The 15,820-nt window shown below is 64.3% G+C and carries 17 protein-coding genes and 1 pseudogene; 7 read left to right on the top strand and 11 right to left on the bottom strand.

Going from position 1 to position 15,820, the window contains the following annotated elements; translation table 11 throughout:
• Positions 1-58: 58 nt before the first annotated feature.
• Positions 59-683: pseudogene (locus tag NKK50_RS05465) on the top strand (LysE family translocator).
• A gap of 69 nt (positions 684-752) precedes the next feature.
• On the opposite strand, the gene NKK50_RS05470 reads toward NKK50_RS05465, so the two are convergent.
• Both NKK50_RS05470 and NKK50_RS05475 read right to left on the bottom strand, forming a co-directional pair.
• Complete coding sequence (locus NKK50_RS05470) at positions 753-1,562, bottom strand: lysophospholipid acyltransferase family protein (protein ID WP_023742891.1); 810 nt, start codon at positions 1,560-1,562, stop codon at positions 753-755.
• A 115-nt stretch (positions 1,563-1,677) separates the two neighbouring features.
• Complete coding sequence (locus NKK50_RS05475) at positions 1,678-2,583, bottom strand: LysR family transcriptional regulator (RefSeq protein WP_023698716.1); 906 nt, start codon at positions 2,581-2,583, stop codon at positions 1,678-1,680.
• Between the two features lie 114 nt (positions 2,584-2,697).
• On the opposite strand from NKK50_RS05475, the gene NKK50_RS05480 reads away from it, so the two are divergent.
• Positions 2,698-3,330: a pyridoxamine 5'-phosphate oxidase family protein gene (locus tag NKK50_RS05480; RefSeq protein WP_023673310.1), complete on the top strand. Its 633-nt coding sequence runs from the start codon at positions 2,698-2,700 to the stop codon at positions 3,328-3,330.
• 92 nt (positions 3,331-3,422) lie between these two features.
• On the opposite strand, the gene NKK50_RS05485 is transcribed toward NKK50_RS05480, so the two are convergent.
• From NKK50_RS05485 to ftsE, 3 genes are all read right to left on the bottom strand, one after another.
• Positions 3,423-4,142 (bottom strand): YdcF family protein, encoded by a 720-nt coding sequence (locus NKK50_RS05485; RefSeq protein WP_023673311.1) that lies wholly within the window; start codon positions 4,140-4,142, stop codon positions 3,423-3,425.
• Positions 4,143-4,275: 133 nt separating this feature from the next.
• Positions 4,276-5,265, bottom strand: a complete 990-nt coding sequence (locus NKK50_RS05490) for a cell division protein FtsX (RefSeq protein WP_023673312.1) — start codon at positions 5,263-5,265, stop codon at positions 4,276-4,278.
• Positions 5,258-5,917, bottom strand: coding sequence for a cell division ATP-binding protein FtsE (gene ftsE / locus NKK50_RS05495; protein ID WP_023685344.1), 660 nt, complete (start codon positions 5,915-5,917; stop codon positions 5,258-5,260). Before ftsE ends, NKK50_RS05490 begins: the two co-directional genes overlap by 8 nt.
• A gap of 180 nt (positions 5,918-6,097) precedes the next feature.
• Between ftsE and NKK50_RS05500 the strand changes: the two genes are divergently transcribed.
• The 3 genes from NKK50_RS05500 (at position 6,098) to NKK50_RS05510 (ending at position 7,735) form a co-directional block, all read left to right on the top strand.
• Positions 6,098-6,733 carry a hypothetical protein gene (locus NKK50_RS05500; RefSeq protein WP_023685343.1) on the top strand — a complete coding sequence of 212 codons (636 nt, stop codon included), beginning with the start codon at positions 6,098-6,100 and terminating at the stop codon, positions 6,731-6,733.
• Positions 6,734-6,756: 23 nt separating this feature from the next.
• On the top strand, positions 6,757-7,299 hold the full coding sequence (hpt, locus tag NKK50_RS05505) for a hypoxanthine phosphoribosyltransferase (protein WP_023673315.1): 543 nt from the start codon (positions 6,757-6,759) through the stop codon (positions 7,297-7,299).
• 64 nt (positions 7,300-7,363) lie between these two features.
• Positions 7,364-7,735, top strand: a complete 372-nt coding sequence (locus NKK50_RS05510; protein WP_023698715.1) for a response regulator — start codon at positions 7,364-7,366, stop codon at positions 7,733-7,735.
• Between the two features lie 6 nt (positions 7,736-7,741).
• Here NKK50_RS05510 and NKK50_RS05515 read toward each other — a convergent pair whose 3' ends face one another.
• Positions 7,742-8,692: a DMT family transporter gene (locus NKK50_RS05515; protein WP_023804532.1), complete on the bottom strand. Its 951-nt coding sequence runs from the start codon at positions 8,690-8,692 to the stop codon at positions 7,742-7,744.
• A 226-nt stretch (positions 8,693-8,918) separates the two neighbouring features.
• Between NKK50_RS05515 and NKK50_RS05520 the strand changes: the two genes are divergently transcribed.
• On the top strand, positions 8,919-9,782 hold the full coding sequence (locus NKK50_RS05520) for a LysR family transcriptional regulator (RefSeq protein WP_023698713.1): 864 nt from the start codon (positions 8,919-8,921) through the stop codon (positions 9,780-9,782).
• Here the strand turns inward: NKK50_RS05520 and NKK50_RS05525 are convergent.
• The 3 genes from NKK50_RS05525 to NKK50_RS05535 all read right to left on the bottom strand — a co-directional run bounded on the left by NKK50_RS05525 (position 9,779) and on the right by NKK50_RS05535 (position 13,858).
• On the bottom strand, positions 9,779-10,150 hold the full coding sequence (locus NKK50_RS05525) for a glyoxalase superfamily protein (protein ID WP_352543167.1): 372 nt from the start codon (positions 10,148-10,150) through the stop codon (positions 9,779-9,781). The genes NKK50_RS05520 and NKK50_RS05525 overlap by 4 nt on opposite strands.
• A gap of 41 nt (positions 10,151-10,191) precedes the next feature.
• On the bottom strand, positions 10,192-12,780 hold the full coding sequence (locus tag NKK50_RS05530) for a TIGR02302 family protein (RefSeq protein ID WP_352543168.1): 2,589 nt from the start codon (positions 12,778-12,780) through the stop codon (positions 10,192-10,194).
• A gap of 136 nt (positions 12,781-12,916) precedes the next feature.
• Positions 12,917-13,858 (bottom strand): threonine/serine dehydratase, encoded by a 942-nt coding sequence (locus NKK50_RS05535; protein ID WP_023735184.1) that lies wholly within the window; start codon positions 13,856-13,858, stop codon positions 12,917-12,919.
• 50 nt (positions 13,859-13,908) lie between these two features.
• Here NKK50_RS05535 and NKK50_RS05540 point away from each other — a divergent pair, with 50 nt between their 5' ends.
• Complete coding sequence (locus NKK50_RS05540) at positions 13,909-14,211, top strand: ArsR/SmtB family transcription factor (RefSeq protein ID WP_023694025.1); 303 nt, start codon at positions 13,909-13,911, stop codon at positions 14,209-14,211.
• A 20-nt stretch (positions 14,212-14,231) separates the two neighbouring features.
• On the opposite strand, the gene lysA is transcribed toward NKK50_RS05540, so the two are convergent.
• Together lysA and NKK50_RS05550 are read right to left on the bottom strand one after the other, a co-directional pair.
• Entirely contained in the window at positions 14,232-15,500 is a 1,269-nt protein-coding gene (gene lysA, locus NKK50_RS05545) for a diaminopimelate decarboxylase (protein ID WP_023751696.1), read from the bottom strand.
• An 80-nt stretch (positions 15,501-15,580) separates the two neighbouring features.
• Positions 15,581-15,787, bottom strand: a complete 207-nt coding sequence (locus NKK50_RS05550; RefSeq protein ID WP_023673325.1) for a hypothetical protein — start codon at positions 15,785-15,787, stop codon at positions 15,581-15,583.
• Positions 15,788-15,820 lie beyond the last annotated feature (33 nt).

A 15,820-nucleotide genomic window follows, 5' to 3' on the forward strand; every position in this document is an offset into this window, starting at 1 on the left:
AAGACGACGGCTGTCCGCCTTGCCACACTGTTCTCCATTATTGTGGAGAAGAGGCAGCATGGCCGCAGACATTCTTTCGCAGGCGCAGCCCTGGCAGCAATTGCTGGCGCTGGTGCTGGCGGCAACCGTCGTCATGGGCAGTCCTGGCCCGGCGACGATCAGCGTCACGGCGATAGGGGCCGCCTTCGGCCTGCGCAATTCGCTTCACTACACATCGGGGATCATTTTAGGCACCGTCGCGGTGCTGCTGGTGGTGGCCACCGGCATCAAGGCTATCCTTACCTCGATGCCGGGCGTAGCGCCGGTGCTGGCGGTCGCTTCCGCCGCCTATATTCTCTACCTCGCCTGCAGAATAGCGACAGCGCCGCCGCTGGCCGCGCGTGACAGCAGCGCGGTTCTGCCGACCTTCCTCGGCGGCTTACTGCTCGCCGTTGCCAACCCGAAAGCCTATGTGGCGATTGCTGCGGTCCTTGCTGGCTCCGCGACCGCAGCCGGCGCCGATGCTCTCGGCATCCCGGCCAGGCTGGCGGTTCTCACCCTGATGATCGTAGCCATCCATGTGCTGTCTGCTGGCCGGCGCGGCCTTCGCCCGCACCCTGCGCCAGCCGCTGGCGTCGCGGATCATCAATCTGGCCTTCGCGGCGACGCTGGTGCTGACCACGGCGCTGGCGGCGTGGCCTTGAGCCGGCCCGCAGAAGAGATCAAGCTTTGGTCTTTTTTGTTTTGGCGCAATTCAGGACGGAAAAAACCGCTCACACTTTTCCTGGAATTGCTTTGGCGGCCGCGGCGAGTTCGGCCAGCCGCTTGACCGCCGTCGGCGGCATTTGCGGCGGGTTAGGAGCCTGCGATGCCTCGATCAGCAGCTGGTCGCAGGCGACTTCCGTATCGCCGATCAGCCGGTCCATGAATTCGTCCTTGCCGAGCCCGGGCGGAATCGGCGGCAGGAAGCGGGCCTTGATGGTGCCGGGAAAGCGCAGGAATTTGCGGCGAGGCCAATAGAGGCCGGCGACATGGGCGACCGGTACCACCGGGACGCCAAGCTGCGTATAGAGCTCGACAATGCCGTATTTGTAAGCCGGCTCGTCGCCTGGCGCTCGGCGCGTGCCTTCGGGGTAGATAATCAGCTGGCGCGGATTGCGCCCCATCTCCTGCTTTGTCGATGCAACGACCTGCTTCAACGCCTTGGAGCGGCTGCCGCGGTGAACCGGGATCATCCGCATCTTCAGGATGTACCAGCCGAAGAAGGGGATCCAGGTCAGCTCGCGCTTCAGGATATAAAGCGGGTCGTGGAGGAACGGAAAGAAAGCGATCGCGTCCCAAAACGACTGGTGTTTCGGCGCCAGGATGAAAGAGCCCTCCGGCAGGTTCTCGACGCCGGTGATGTCGCTCCTGGTGCCGGCGATCTTGTCGTAGAGCCACAGGCTGGTGCGCGACCAGAATTTCGGCACGAACCAGGCGCGATGGCGTGGCGAGAGGAAGTAGTAAGGGGTCCAGAGGACCATCTGGACGATCAGATTGACATAGAAGACGAAGTTGAACGCCAGCGAGCGGATATAGAGCATGCGGGGAAGGGCCCGTTGAGGAGGTGTGCGTTGGTTACACCAAGCGCGGGCAAAAAGGAAACGCCGCAATGGCCTGACATAGGCCGGCTCGCCACTGACTCAAGCCAGTCTCAACTCACCACGTCGCCTGCAATAGCCGCTGCTTCAGCCGCGGAGCGGCGAAATCGAGGAACGCCCTGAGTTTCACCGCCAGCAGGCCTTGGCCGGCATGGACGAGGCTCACCGGCCATGGCTGCGGCTCTAAGGGCCGCAAGACCGGGACGAGCACGCCGGAACGTACTGCGTCCGCGATCTGGTAGGAGAGCACCCGCGTCATCCCGGCGCCTGCAATCGCGGCATCGATTGCAGCTTCCGCCGTGTTGACGCGCAGCCGTGAGCGGATCGGCACGATCAGTTCGCCCTTGTCGCCGGCAAAGCTCCAGCTGGCGAGAGCGGAAGGCCCCTCGAAACTGATGCATTCATGCGCGGCCAGATCGTCCGGCGTCCGCGGCATGCCATGCGCGGCGATATAGGCGGGGCTGGCGCACACGACGCGACGGATCGCGCCGACGCGGATGGCAATGAGGCTCGAAGGCGCAAGCTCGCCGATGCGGATGGCAAGGTCGAGATGTTCCTCCGCCAGTTGGGTTATCCGGTCAGCCAGCGTCAGGCGAATGTTGACTTGAGGATAAGCCGCCAGGAATTCGGTGACGACAGGCAGCACGTGCAAGCGACCAAAGACGACCGGCGCGGTGATGAACAGGTCGCCGGTCGGCGTGCTGTATTCGCCGGCAGCGGTGCGTTCGGCTTCGCCGACCTCGCCGAGGATGCGGCGGCAGGCGGCGAGATAGGCCTGGCCGGCATCGGTCAGCGTGAGCTGCCGGGTCGAACGGTTCAGCAGGCGCGCCTGAAGGTGCTTTTCGAGGTCGGAAACCTTGCGGCTGACCGTTGCCAGTGGAATGCCGAAATGGCGGCCGGCAGCAGAAAGGCTGCCCGCTTCCACCGCGGCGACGAACAGCGACATGGCTTCGAGACGATCCATACTTTCTTCCGGAAATTGGAAGGATAGCTTGCAACTATGCCATCTACATCCAAAACATGGAAGGATCTACCTCTTCGCGTACAATGGCCGTGTTTCGGCCTCGCGGAGGCTTCCATGAATGCTCATACTTTCACCAGCGATGTCGCCTTCACGCCGACGGTCAAGGCGATCCAGACCCGCAAAGGTTCGCGCAAGGGCTATGCCAGCGCCGAGGAGCGCGGCGGATGGCGCGCCCATATGACGCCCGACCTCGCCGACTTCATCGCGGCGCAGACCAGCGTCTTCCTGTCGACGGCAAATGGCGAGGGTCAGCCCTACATCCAGCATCGCGGCGGGCCAGCCGGCTTCCTCAAGGTGCTGGACGAGAAGACCATCGGCTTTGCCGATTTCTCCGGGAACAGGCAGTTCATCACGCAGGGGAATCTCGCCGACAACAACCAGGCATTCCTGTTCCTGATCGACTATGCGCATCGCCAGCGCGTCAAGATCTGGGGCACGGCGCGCGTCGTCGAGGACGATGCCGAGCTTCTGGCAAGGCTGATGCCGCAGGACTACAAGGCGCGCCCCGAGCAGGTCATCTTGTTCACCGTCTCGGCCTGGGATGCCAATTGCCCGCAACACATTCCGCAGCGATTCGAGGCCGCCGATGTCGCGGCCGCACTCGCCGAACGCGACAAGCGGATTGAAAGCCTCGAACAGGAGATTGCGCGGCTGCGTGGCGCGGAAGACGGCACGGCCAAGGGGTAATCGAGCGCCGTCAGAGTCGTCTGTCCAATTCCCAAGGGAAAGCGTACGTGCTTTTCCCGGGAAAACCGCTACACACTTTTCCTGGAATTGCTTTAGTCCTTGGCGGTCGAAACCTCGGCCAGTGCGACGCTGTCGGCAGTCTGGCGGACCGGAACGACGCCGCGCGCAAGCGCCAGCAGGTATTTGCTGTATTCGGTCAGAAGCACGCGTAGCGCTTCCGGCTTGGTCAGCCAGTCGCCATTGTCCAGATTGGTGTTGACCACCGGATAGGGTTCAAGCCTGGCGCCATGCAGCAGGCGGCCCATCTCGAGCAGGCTGCGCGGCATGTGGTAATTGTTGGTGACGAGGATGACGCTGCCATAGGCGTGGCTCTCCACCCATTTAGCGCTTTCCTCGGCATTGCCGATCGTGTCGAGCGCGGCGCGGTCGATGTCGACACAGCAGGAAAACAGCGCCTTGTCGCCGCCGGTAGCAGCCTGCAATTGGCGGCGGCTGGCAGAGGGATGCACGCCTGAGATCAGCAGCCGCTCGCCCTTGCCGGAGGCAAGCAGATCGAGTGCTGCGTCGAGGCGGGCCTGACCGCCGGTCAAGACGATGATCGCATCGGCCTTGGCCGGGTTGGTCGGGGTCGTCATGTGGCTGACCTTGCTGGCGAACCAGCCGAAGCCACCGGCAAACAGGGCCACCAGCAGCAGTAGACAGAGGGAGGCGAGACGCAGGGCGGTGCGCAAACGGCCCAGCCCGGTACGCACACGCAAACGCACCACTGGCATCTGTCCAGCCGTTCCGGTCGACTCCCGCGCGTTCATCATCCTATGGTTAATCCTGAAATGCCTTTTTGGTAAGGAAAAAAGCGCACATTGCGTTACGTCGGTTTTCGATCCGTGATCGTCCCTTCCATTCCTGTCCTTGCCCCCGAACTGTTTTCGCTTCTGCCCTCACGGGTCACCCCGCATCCGGCTGGCGGACATCGATGTCGCTGAGATAGGCGACGACGGTGGCGTGCGAGGTCGCCGCCGTCAGTCCGCCGATCACCAGCACCATCAGGCCGACGCCGAGATAGCCTGCCGATCCGATGGCGAAATTGCCGAACAAAGCGGTGGCCTGGTCGGCCTGCGGCGTTGCCATGTTGCGCGACGACCACCAGGAAAAGACGATGAAAACCAGGATCGCGGCTGCGCCGCCGGCGGCTGCGCCCTTCATCCCGGTGACCAGGAAATGCCAGCGGAATTCGCGCGCGATGAAGCGCGCCTCGGCGCCGACGAAATGCAGCACTTCGATGATATGGCCGTTACCCGCCATGGCGCCGCGCGTCGCAAACACTACGGTCAGCACCGTCGCCGACAGCATCAGGACCAGCACGGCGATGCCGATGGTGACCGTGGTGCGGGCCATGGCGACCAGCCGGTCGACCCATGTACGGTGATCGTCGAGCGAAGCACTCGGCAGCTTGGGCGTGAGCGCCGCACGGATGGCGCTGAAGTCGGGCGGGCTGGTCTCGTCGATGGTGACGATGATCAGGCGCGGCACCGGCAATTCGTCGATATTCAGGCCCGAGCCCAGCCATGGCTCCAAAAGGCGCGCGGTGGCGTCGCGATCGATGATCCGGGTTTCCTTTACGCCGGGGAATTCGCCGACGATCTGCGAGGCCTGGGCAAGGGCTGCCTCCATGTCGAGGCCGTCGACCGGCTTGATCTGAATCGTCGCCTCGCGCGAGATCTGGTTTTCCCAGACCGAGGCAGTGTCGCGCACCAGCGTGACGGCGCCGAAAGTCAGGCAGGACAGGAAGGTCATGATGGCGATGACCAGCACCAAGGCGCGGCCGGCAATATTCTGCGCCGGCACGATCGGCGCCATGCGGCGCTGGACGCGCTGCGTCGTCGTTGCGGGCTCGGCGGCGTCTTCATGCAGCTGTTCGGCCGATAGCTCAGTCATAAATATCCAGCCTTCCGCCGGCCAGGATCATGCGGCGCGCGTCGACCTGCTCCATCAGGCCGAGATCGTGAGTGGCGATCACCACCGCGGTGCCGAGCCGGTTGAGCTCAATGAACAGCCTGAGCAACCGGCGCGCCAGCGGCGGGTCGACATTGCCGGTCGGCTCGTCGGCAAGCAGGATTTCGGGCTGTTCGATCAAGGCCCGAGCGATTGCCGCGCGCTGCTTTTCGCCGCCCGAAAGGACCGGCGGCAGCACATGCATGCGCTCGCCCAGGCCGACCCATTTCAAAAGTTCGGTGACGTCGGTGCGGTAGCTCGCTTCCTCGCGGCCGCGCACGCGCAGCGGCAGAGCGACATTCTCATAGGTGGTCATGTGGTCGAGCAGGCGGAAATCCTGGAACACCACGCCGATGCGGCGCCTGAGATGCGGCAGTTCAGCGCGCGAGATGCGCGAGCGGTCCTTGCCGAAGATGGTGATCAGCCCGCGTGTCGGCTTCAGCGACATGAACAGAAGGCGCAGCAGCGTCGTCTTGCCGGCGCCCGAGGGCCCGCTCAGGAACTGGAAGGAGCTCTCCGGAATGTGCAGGGAGATGTCGCGGAGGATTTCCGGACCCATGCCATAGCGAAGGCCGACATTTTCGAAGCGGATCACGTGCGACGACCTGAGGTGTGTGGCGGCGGCGTGCCAACCCTTTCTGTCCAACGACCATCGGCCGCCATGGTTAACCGTCGGTTAATTTTCGCTGTTTTTGAATGCGTCACAAGGGTTCCGGTGGGGAAGCGTTAACCATTTCCATTTACGCAAAAGAAACGAAAAGGCAACAGCGGGGCCATGATGGCTGAGCAACGAACCGCGCGCCCGGTTTCCGGCGAAATCATGACCGGGACAAGTGTCGCACCGGAATCGCGTCCTGTGGCGACCGACATCGTCGATGCGGATTATGAGGTGCTGCCGCAGCTGATCCCACTGATAGAAGCCATGCCGACGCCGGCGCGCGACATCGCGACGCCGTCGATGGAAGGCATGGAGATGCTGCGCAAATCAGATGCGTCAGCCGGGCGGCCGGCATCGCGTGGCGGGCCGATCTTCTGGATTGCCGGCATCGGTGCGGCGCTTGCCGCCTTCTGGGTCTCGGGTGGCCATGCGCTGGTGCGCCAGACGCCGTTCTGGTCAGTCGAACAGCCGGAGGGCGCCGTACTCAGCATTGCCGGCGTCACGTCGCGTGTCGACGCCTCAGGACCCGCCCCGGTGCTGTTCGTGGATGGCGAGGCCGTCAATGACGGTTTGAAGGCGGGACAATTGCCGCCGCTGGAGATACGTGTCACCGGCAATGACAGCCGCATCACCCGTTATACTCTGGGGACATCCAACCGTTCTCTGGCGCCCGGCGAAAGATTCGGCTTTTCCAGCCGCCTCGATGTGCCTAGAAACGGCGTCAAGGCCGTGGCGGTCACCTTCGCCGGCTAGTCGGTTCTCTGGAAAGGTTGTTGATGCCAGTTGTGCGCGGCAAGGACATCGAGGTCCTGTTTTCGGCGTCCGCGATCGCGCGGCGCAATCTCGAACTCGCCAAGGAGATCGCCGAGCACGACTATCACGACCTGCTGGTGATTTCGGTGCTGAAGGGCTCGTTCATCTTCGCCGCCGATTTGATCCGCGCCATGCACGATGTCGGGCTGTCGCCCGAGGTCGAGTTCATCTTCATTTCCAGCTATGGCGCCGGCACCACCAGCGGCGAGGTGAGGGTGCTGCGCGACATCGACAATGAGGTCGCCGGCCGCGACGTGCTGCTGATCGACGATATCCTGGAGTCGGGCAAGACGCTCTCCTTCACCCGCAACCTGATGCTGTCGCGCGGCGCCAAAAGCTGCGCCATCGCGGTGCTGTTGGACAAGCGCATGCGCCGCCAGACCGAGCTGAACGCCGACTATGTCGGCTTCGACTGTCCCGATTACTTCGTCGTCGGCTACGGCATGGACGTCGCTCACGCTTTTCGCGAACTGCCGTTTGTCGGTGTCGTCAAAGGCGATGCCTGAGAAAAGGCCCCCGACGCTTCAAATTTTCAGAAAAAGTCAACTTTTGCCCGCCAAATTCCGGCCCATGGCAAAGCTTCTGATCGTCGAGGACGATGAGTCCGTCCGCACCCTCGCCGCCCGCGCGCTCGAACGCGCCGGGCACTCGATCGATATCGCCGCCGACGGCGCGCAGGGGCTGGCGATGGTCAGTGCTGCAGGCGGCGGTTACGACCTCGTCGTCTCCGATATCCGCATGCCGGAAATGGACGGCATCGAGATGGCGATCGCCGCAGCCAAGCTTTTCCCTGACATGAAGATCCTGCTGATGACCGGCTATGCCGACCAGCGCGAGCGCGCCGAGGAATTGAACGGCGTCATTATCGACGTCGTGCAAAAGCCTTTCACGCTGGCTGAAATCCGCTCGCGGGTCGACCAGGCGCTCGCCTGCTTCGCCTGACACGCTTCAGGCGACATCCTGAGACGCGGCGAGGACAGGCGCAGCGCTCCGGCGCCGTTCGGTGTTGAGCGCCAGCAGACCGGCGCCGATGATCAGCGCCGCACCGATGGCAGTGGTCGAGCGCGGCACCTCGTCGAAGAACAGGAAGCCCCACAACGGCGACCAGATGATGCCGGTGTATTCGAAGGTGGCGACGCGGTTGGCGGGCGCCAGCCTGTAGGCCTGCGACAGCAGAATCATGCCGGCCGAAGCGACGAAGCCGCAGGCCGCCATCTTGAGGAAATCCGGGGTCGTCGGCCAGACCCACGGCCGCACCAGGAATTCGAGGCTGGGGTGGACAGCATGGGTTATGCCGGCAAGCCAGAATGTGCCGGCAACCGCAGCGGCGCCGACCAGATAGGCGCCGTTCTGGTAGAAGGCCATGACGGTGGAGGATTCGGTGTCGCCGATCTTGCGCGCCATCAGCTGTGAAAAGCCGTAGAGCAAAGCCGAGCCCAACGAAAGCAGCGCCGCCCAGTCGAACAGGCCGGCGCCCGGGCGCAGCATCACGACCACGCCCAGCATGCCGGTCAGCACGGTGGCGAGAGCCTGCCAGGAGACGCGCTCGCCGAGATAGGGCCCGGCCATCGCCATGATGAACAGCGGCGCCATGAAATAGAGCGCCACCGCGTCGGCGAGCGGCAAGGCAGCGATGGCCAGATAGTAAACCGTATAGGAGGAGAACTGGATGAAGGCGCGTATCGTCAGCAGGCCGAACCGCTTCGAGGCGATGGCCCGCAGGCCGACGTCGGCGCGAACGAGAAAGATCAGGATCGGCAAAGCGACGATCGAGCGGATCCACATCACCTCGGTCACGGGATAGCCGGCCGACACCGCCTTGACCAGCGGGTCCTGGAGCGAGAACACCAGCACGCCAAGGCAGAGGCTGATGATGCCGAGAACGATCCGGTTGCGCATGTTGTTCTGCCGGCCCTTGCCTTAACTGCCCGCAGCCGCCCGGCCATGGGGTAAAAAGAACCCGCCACCGTTTCGGGCAGCGGGTATGAGTGAGGACTCTTTGATTGGTCCGCAGCCGATTTCGCGGCGGCATATCCAATGGGCGAGCGGACTATGCTGCGGCGTTTGACATGTTGCAAACGAATTGGAATGATACCAGCGATCAAATTTGCTTATGACGGATTCGATGCGGCCACCCCTCGACAGCGATCTCCTGCGCACCTTCGTCGCCATTGCCGAAGCGGGCAATTTCACCCGGGCGGCGGAGCAGGCCGGGCGCACCCAGTCGGCGGTGTCGATGCAGATGAAGAAGCTCGAGGAGCTGGTCGGCGACAGCCTGTTCGAACGCGGCTCGCGCGGCGTGGCGCTGACGCGCCGTGGCGGCGAGCTGATCGTCAATGCCCGCCGCATCGTCTCTCTGCTCGACGAGACGGCGGCATCGATGGCGGCGGCACCGCTTGGCGGGCCTGTGCGCATCGGCATTCCCGAGGAATATGGTCACGCCATCCTGTCGCGCGCGCTCGGCGCCTTCTCGAAGCGTCACACCAAGGTCGAGGTCACCGTGCGCTATGCACATTCGGGCGCCCAGCTGGCAGCGTTGGCGGCCGGTGAACTCGACCTCGCCGTGGTGTTCGAATGGCAGGATCCTTCCGGCGGCGAGGTGCTGATGCACGATCCGACCGTGTGGGTGACATCGAGCCTGCATCACATGCATGAGGAGCGGCCGGTGCCGATCGCGCTCTACAACCGGGCCGGCTGGTGCAAGGACTTTGCCATCAAATCGCTGGAGCAGCGTGGGCTGGCCTACCGTGTCGCCTATACCAGCGACACCACCGGCGGCCTGAAGCTCGCCGTCACCTCTGGCCTGGCGATCGCGCCGATCTCGCACAGCAATATTCCGGATGGCTGTCGTGAACTCACCGCCGCTGACGGGTTCGGCCATATCGATTCCTCGAATGTGGTGATGCACCGTAGCCCAAATGCCTCAGGCGAAGCTATCGACGGCATGCAGGAGGCGATCCGCGAGGCGTTCGTCAACCGGCCGGCTTAGTCTGTTGCATCCTCGTAGAAATGCAGGCGATTGCCGAAGGGGTCGCCGACCGACACTTCACGGGTCTGCCACGACGTGGTTTCGAGGCCCGGCCGGGCGTAGCGGTATCTCTTGCCGATCAGTTCGCGGTGCAATGCCGCGATGTCCTCGACCTTGATGCGCACGGCTATACCCGGCGCGCCGTCGCCATGATGTTCGCTCAGATGCAGGACACAGCCGTCGCGGATTACACCCATATAGAGCGGCGCATTGTCGTCGAAGCGGTGCTCGAACTCGACCTTGAAGCCGAGAAAGTCGACATAGAATTCGCGTGCCTTGGCGATGTCGAAGATGCGCAGGATGGGCGTGACGGCACCGAGTTTCGGCATGGCGCTGATACCATTCAGTTCGACGGATGTTGCCTTGGAGGCTACTTCAGCTCCAGCAGCCGCTCGAGGTAGCTGCGCTCGATGTCGGGGCTGAGCGCGTTGCCGAGCCGCTTGCGAATCGCTTCGAGAATCTGGCGGGCGCGCTGCACGTCGATCTCGTCGGGTACCTTCACCGAATCGCCGAAATCGGGTCCGCGGCTGGCGCGCGGCCGGCCCAGCGGATCGCGGCCGGCGTCCTGTTGGCGGCCGCCTTCCTGGCTGCCGCCCTGGTCCCCCTGCATCGCCTGCAGCTGCTTCATCATCTCCTTGGCGCCCTTGCGCAGCGCTTCCAGCGCGCGACCCTGGTGGCCGACTGCCTGGTCGCCTTCGCCTTCGCCAAGCGACTTTTCGGCATTGCCCATGGATTTGCCAGCGTCGCCAAACCCCTCATTGGGTTGCATGCCCATGCCTTCCAGGCCCTTCTTCAGCTTGTCGAGTTCGCTCTGCAACTGGCCCTGGCCTTCCTGCAACTGCTTCATCGCATCGGCGAATTCCTGCGGTGTCATCGACTTCGGCCGGGCGAGAGGATCGCGATCCTTGCCGACGCCCGGCTGGTCCGGGTCGTCGCCATTGCCTTCGCCGGGCTGCTGATTATCTCCGCGCTGCATCTGGTCCATGCGGTAGGTGTCGTTCATCATCTCCTGCTGGCGGCGCATGATCTCGCCCAGCTTGTCCATCTGCTGGCGCATCTCGCTGTCCTGCTCGCCGCCCTGCTGCTGACGGCCGGCCTGCAGGTTGTTCATCATGTTTTCCAGCTGCGACAGCAGCTCCTGCGCCTTGTCGCGGTCGCCCGACTTCGCCAGGTTCTCGATCTGGTCCATCATGCGGTCGATATCACTGTGACGCAGCTCGCGACCATTCTGCTGCACCTGCGGCGCGTTCGGGTTCTGCTTGGCGCGCTCGGCGAATTCCTGCAGGAATTCGTTCATCGCCTCGCGCAGTTCCTTCATCGCCTTTTCGATCTCTTCGTCGCTGGCGCCGCGCTTGATGGCGTCCTGCAGCGCCTGCTGGGCCTGGCGGAGCCGCTTTTCGGCGGACGAGAGATTGCCTTCCTCGATGCCGAGCGCGATTTCCCAGAGATAGGCAACCTCGTTGCGCAACTGATCGTCGCTGTCCGACATCTTCAGCCGGCTGCGGGCGCTCATGATGGCGAGGTAATGCGACATGTTGTCGAACGTGTCCTCGGGCCGCAACGTGATGGCGTCCATCAGGTCGAGCACGCGCGGCTTGGCATTGGCGTCGAGCGCCAGCAGGCGGCGCTGCTCGACCACCGCCCGCGCCAGCGGGTTGGCGAAGGGCCGCTCCGGCATCACAATAGTCTTGGTTTCGCTGGTCGCGGTGTGTCCGGCATCGTCGGTGGCCACAAGCGACAGCTTGATGCTGGCGCCAGCCCAGACGTGCTCGGTGAGGTCCTTGGTGGTCTTGGCGGCGTTCGCCTTGCCGCCGCGGCGCGGCAGCGCCAGCGGCAGGTCAGGCGGACCGTAGAGCGGATGCGCATCGGGCGCCGCCGGATCGGCCAGCGCGAAAACCGCCTTGGCGGTGGCCGCGCCATAGTCGTCGTCGATCTGGTAGTTGAGCTCGAAGGCGCCGTTGACGGCGCGCTTGGGCTCGCCGACGAAGCGGATCGTCGGCGGCTTGTCGGGGATCACCGCGAAGGCCCAGCGACCGAGATCGGCTTCGCCCGACTTCAGCGTCAGCGTGCCGTCGGCGGTCAGCTTGCCGCTGAACTGGCGCAGCTTGGGGGTCGCGGGGTTGACCGCCGCTGCCTTGACGGCCGCCACCTGTGGTCCCGACGGGTCGATGGCGCGAGCATTGCCGCCCTTGTCGGCAAAGCTTAGCGTTTCCTCGCCGGAGCCGCCGGTCACGCGCAGCGAGACGTCGCTGCCTTGCGGCACGGTGAAGGTGGCAACCGCCTGCTTGGCGTTGCCATCGATGACTGGCGCGGTCAAGAAGATGGGCGGCTTGCCGGTATAGGCCGGCGGGGTCACCCAGGCATCGACGCGCGGCGGTACGATGTCGCGCGCCGCATGGGCACTGAAACCATCGGACAGCCTACCGCCGGACGGTCCGAAGGAGAAGGCAAAAGCGGTGACCAACAGCAGCGCCGCCACGGCACGCAATGCCCACGGATCGCGCTCCGGCACGCGGGTACGCGGCAGGTCGGCGCCAAGGCTGCCGAGCTTGTCGGCCATGCGCTTTTGGTGCTCGCGCCACAACGCCTGGGAAAAGATGCTTTCCTTGCCGCTGGGACGGTCGGTCTGCACCAGCACCGGGCTGTGCTGCAACTGGTTGGCCGCCTCGATACGGCGGTCGATTTCGGCGGCGGATGGAAGCTTGAAGAAACGCAGCGGATAGAGCGCCGCCAGCGTGGCAATACCGAACGCAGTGACCAGGATAATGCGCGCAATGTCAGGCAGCCGGGGGAAAAGGCCGAGCCAGGAGAGGCTGAGAAACAGGCTGGCGATGATGAGCAGCGGCAGAAGCAGCGGCCAGCCGCGCTCGACCGTCATCGAGACCCGTGTCGCCAGCCGGCTCAGGGCAAGCCGCCCGGCCAGGCTGCGATCGCCACTGGAAATGGGGCGTTCCGTCATCGGCCCTTCCTGCCCGGGCGGGATAGCCCGGACTCAACAAGCAGAAGTTTACCAGCAAACACGGCAAAGGCGAGGCGGTTCCGGAAAACTTGAAAAGCTTTGACGGGTTTGCGTCCCACTTCAGTCGAAGCAAGGTTTAGAATTTCGCCGGATCGGTATTCGAGCCGCAGACAAGGACGGCGATCCGCTCGCCCGGCGCCGGCGTGTAGCGGCCGGACAGCAGCGCTGCGAAGGCCGCTGCGCCGCCCGGCTCGGCGATGATCCGCACCCGCTCCCACAGCGCCTTTTGCGCGGCGATGATGGCGCCGTCGGTGACCAGGATGGAGCGTTCGACGAAGGCCTCGGCGATCGGGAACATCATCTCGCCGACGCGTTTGGGCGCCAGCGAATCGGCGGCGACGCCTTCGGCCGGCGCATCGACGGGGTGGCCGGCTTCGAAGGCGCGATGCAGCGTCGGCGCGCCTTCGGGCTCGATGGCGATGATCCTGATGCGGCCGGCAAACCAGGCGGCGATGCCGCCGATCAGGCCGCCGCCGCCGACAGCGACCAGCAGCGTGTCGATGTCGGGCAGATCGTTTTCGATTTCGAGGCCGAGCGTGCCTTGGCCGACCAATGTTTCCTCCTGGTTGAAGGCATGGATCTGCAGCGCGCCGGTCTTTTCGGCAAAAGCCTCGCTGGCGGCCAGCGCCTCGGCATAGCGGGCGCCGCCGACGATCAGTTCGGCGCCGTAGCCGCGGATGCGCTGCAGCTTGGCCGCCGGGCTGACTTCGGGAACGAAGATCGTCGCCTTGTGGCCAAGCCGCATGGCGGCATAGGCGACCGCGGCGCCATGATTGCCGCCCGATGCGGCGACGACGCCGGCCGCAGGCACCGGCCGTTCGAGCAGATTGGTGAAGGCGCCGCGCGCTTTGAACGAACCGGAATGCTGCAGGCATTCGAGCTTGAGGTCGACCGCCAGCGGCGGCCGGTCGAAATCGGCCATGTCGACGCGCAGCACCGGCGTGTGCCTGATATAGCGGCGGATGCGCGGTTCCATCGCGGCAATGCGTTCGCGCGTGACGGTGTTGCCGTTCGTCATGACCATCTCCTTGGGATTGACAGCAATTAGTAACTTGGCAAAATGGCTAAATGCAAGAGGTTGATGTCTTCAAGGCGATCGCCAACGAACGCAGGCTGCAGATCCTCGACTGGCTGAAGGATCCGCAGGCGCATTTCCCGGCCCAGGCAGACGGCGATCTGGTCGAGGACGGCGTTTGCGCGCTGCTGATCGCGGAGAAGCTCGGCATTACGCAGGCGACGCTCTCCGAACATATGCGCGTGCTTACCCAGGCCGGCCTGCTGCGCCCCAAGCGCATCAAGCAATGGACGTTCTACCGCCGCGACGAGGACAGGATCGCCGACACAAGGATGCTCATCCAGAACCGGCTGTAGCGCAGCCGGCGCTGCGGCTTCTATTTCAGCCAGTCGGGCACCGAATCCAGGCCGATCAGCTCGTCATAGGTCTGGCGCCGGCGCACGACGTGGAAACGGTCGCCGTCGACCAGAACCTCAGGCACAAGTAGGCGGGTGTTGTAGGTGCCGGATTGCACCGCGCCATAGGCGCCGGCGGTGGTGACGGCAATTAGGTCGCCAGACTTGAGCCGGGGCAGGTCACGGTCGAGGCCGAGATAGTCGCCTGTCTCGCAGACCGGGCCGACGACATCGACCGCCATGCGCGGCGTGTCGGCCGGCGGCTGCACCACCGGCTTGATGTCGTGGAAGGCATCGTAGAGCGTCGGCCGGATCAGATCGTTCATGGCGGCGTCGACGACGAGGAAGTTCTTGGCGTCGCCTTCCTTCACGAAGATCACTTCCGAGACCAGGATGCCGGCATTGCCGACGATCAGCCGGCCCGGCTCGAACATCACCTTCACTCCAAGCTTTGTCAGATGCTTCCTGACGATCTCGGCATAGGCATCGGGCAAAGGCGGCGGGCTGTTGTCGGTGCGGTAGGGGATGCCGAGGCCGCCGCCGAGATCGACATGCTCGACGGCATGGCCATCGGCGCGCAGCGCGCCGACCAGTTCCGCCAGAAGCGCGAAAGCATCGTCAAAGGGCTGCAACTCGGTGATCTGGCTGCCGATATGGGTATCGATGCCGATGGGCTTGGTGCCCGGCAGCCCGGCCGCGCGGGCATAGACCTGGCGCGCCCGTTGCCAGGGAATGCCGAACTTGTTCTCGGCCTTGCCGGTGGAGATCTTCCTGTGCGTCCTGGCGTCGACATCCGGGTTGATGCGCAGCGAGACCGGCGCCACCTTGCCGAGCGCGGTGGCGCGGGCCGACAGCAATTCAAGCTCCGGCTCGGATTCGACATTGAAGCAGAGAATGCCGGCCTCGAGCGCAAAATCCATCTCGCGCGCGGTCTTGCCGACGCCCGAGAATACGATCTTGCTGGCCGGGATGCCGGCGGCGAGCGCGCGGCGCATTTCGCCTTCCGAGACGGTGTCGGCGCCGGCGCCGAGCTTTGCCAGCGTTCGCAGCACCGCCTGGTTGGAATTCGCCTTCAAGGCGTAACAGACCAGCGTGTCGAGCCCGGCAAAGGCCCCGGCGAACACCCGGTAGTGCCTGGTCAAGGTTGCCGTCGAATAACAATAGAACGGCGTGCCGACGCTTGCGGCGATGTCTGGTATCGCCACGTCCTCGGCATGGAGCACGCCGTCGCGGTAATCGAAATGGTTCACGAGAGTGTTTCCGGAAGTTGGAGCACGAGACCTGGTTAGCACGAGACCTGGTCAGAAAGACCAAGCCGGTCTCATCGGCTCTAGATCAGCGGGTCGAGGATGAACTTCTTGTCCACGACCGGTTTTTCCGGCTCCGGCGGTACCGGCTGTTTGGCGCGCTCGGCGTCCTTGCGGGCCTGGACGGCCGCTTCATAGGGCGTGTCGAGACCGGCCTTACGGCCGCAAGCGGTCACGGCAGCCATCGCCGTCAGCAGCGTCAGCGTCACCAAAATCCTGCTTGCGGTCATCGATCCATCCGTCCGAAACTTTATGTGCTGCGC

Source organism: Mesorhizobium sp. M0001 (genome assembly GCF_040324255.1).
Lineage (GTDB): Bacteria > Pseudomonadota > Alphaproteobacteria > Rhizobiales > Rhizobiaceae > Mesorhizobium.

What these genes read in the sequence shown, in the direction of transcription:
- NKK50_RS05530 (WP_352543168.1), bottom strand. Translation starts at nt 12,780, where the DNA reads ATGACGGAACGCCCCATTTCCAGTGGCGATCGCAGCCTGGCCGGGCGG.
- NKK50_RS05500 (WP_023685343.1), top strand. Translation starts at nt 6,098, where the DNA reads ATGATGGCTGAGCAACGAACCGCGCGCCCGGTTTCCGGCGAAATCATG.
- NKK50_RS05520 (WP_023698713.1), top strand. Translation starts at nt 8,919, where the DNA reads ATGCGGCCACCCCTCGACAGCGATCTCCTGCGCACCTTCGTCGCCATT.
- NKK50_RS05475 (WP_023698716.1), bottom strand. Translation starts at nt 2,583, where the DNA reads ATGGATCGTCTCGAAGCCATGTCGCTGTTCGTCGCCGCGGTGGAAGCG.
- NKK50_RS05485 (WP_023673311.1), bottom strand. Translation starts at nt 4,142, where the DNA reads ATGATGAACGCGCGGGAGTCGACCGGAACGGCTGGACAGATGCCAGTG.
- NKK50_RS05540 (WP_023694025.1), top strand. Translation starts at nt 13,909, where the DNA reads ATGCAAGAGGTTGATGTCTTCAAGGCGATCGCCAACGAACGCAGGCTG.
- NKK50_RS05510 (WP_023698715.1), top strand. Translation starts at nt 7,364, where the DNA reads ATGGCAAAGCTTCTGATCGTCGAGGACGATGAGTCCGTCCGCACCCTC.
- NKK50_RS05515 (WP_023804532.1), bottom strand. Translation starts at nt 8,692, where the DNA reads ATGCGCAACCGGATCGTTCTCGGCATCATCAGCCTCTGCCTTGGCGTG.
- hpt (WP_023673315.1), top strand. Translation starts at nt 6,757, where the DNA reads ATGCCAGTTGTGCGCGGCAAGGACATCGAGGTCCTGTTTTCGGCGTCC.
- NKK50_RS05470 (WP_023742891.1), bottom strand. Translation starts at nt 1,562, where the DNA reads ATGCTCTATATCCGCTCGCTGGCGTTCAACTTCGTCTTCTATGTCAAT.
- NKK50_RS05535 (WP_023735184.1), bottom strand. Translation starts at nt 13,858, where the DNA reads ATGACGAACGGCAACACCGTCACGCGCGAACGCATTGCCGCGATGGAA.
- NKK50_RS05480 (WP_023673310.1), top strand. Translation starts at nt 2,698, where the DNA reads ATGAATGCTCATACTTTCACCAGCGATGTCGCCTTCACGCCGACGGTC.
- NKK50_RS05490 (WP_023673312.1), bottom strand. Translation starts at nt 5,265, where the DNA reads ATGACTGAGCTATCGGCCGAACAGCTGCATGAAGACGCCGCCGAGCCC.
- NKK50_RS05525 (WP_352543167.1), bottom strand. Translation starts at nt 10,150, where the DNA reads ATGCCGAAACTCGGTGCCGTCACGCCCATCCTGCGCATCTTCGACATC.
- NKK50_RS05550 (WP_023673325.1), bottom strand. Translation starts at nt 15,787, where the DNA reads ATGACCGCAAGCAGGATTTTGGTGACGCTGACGCTGCTGACGGCGATG.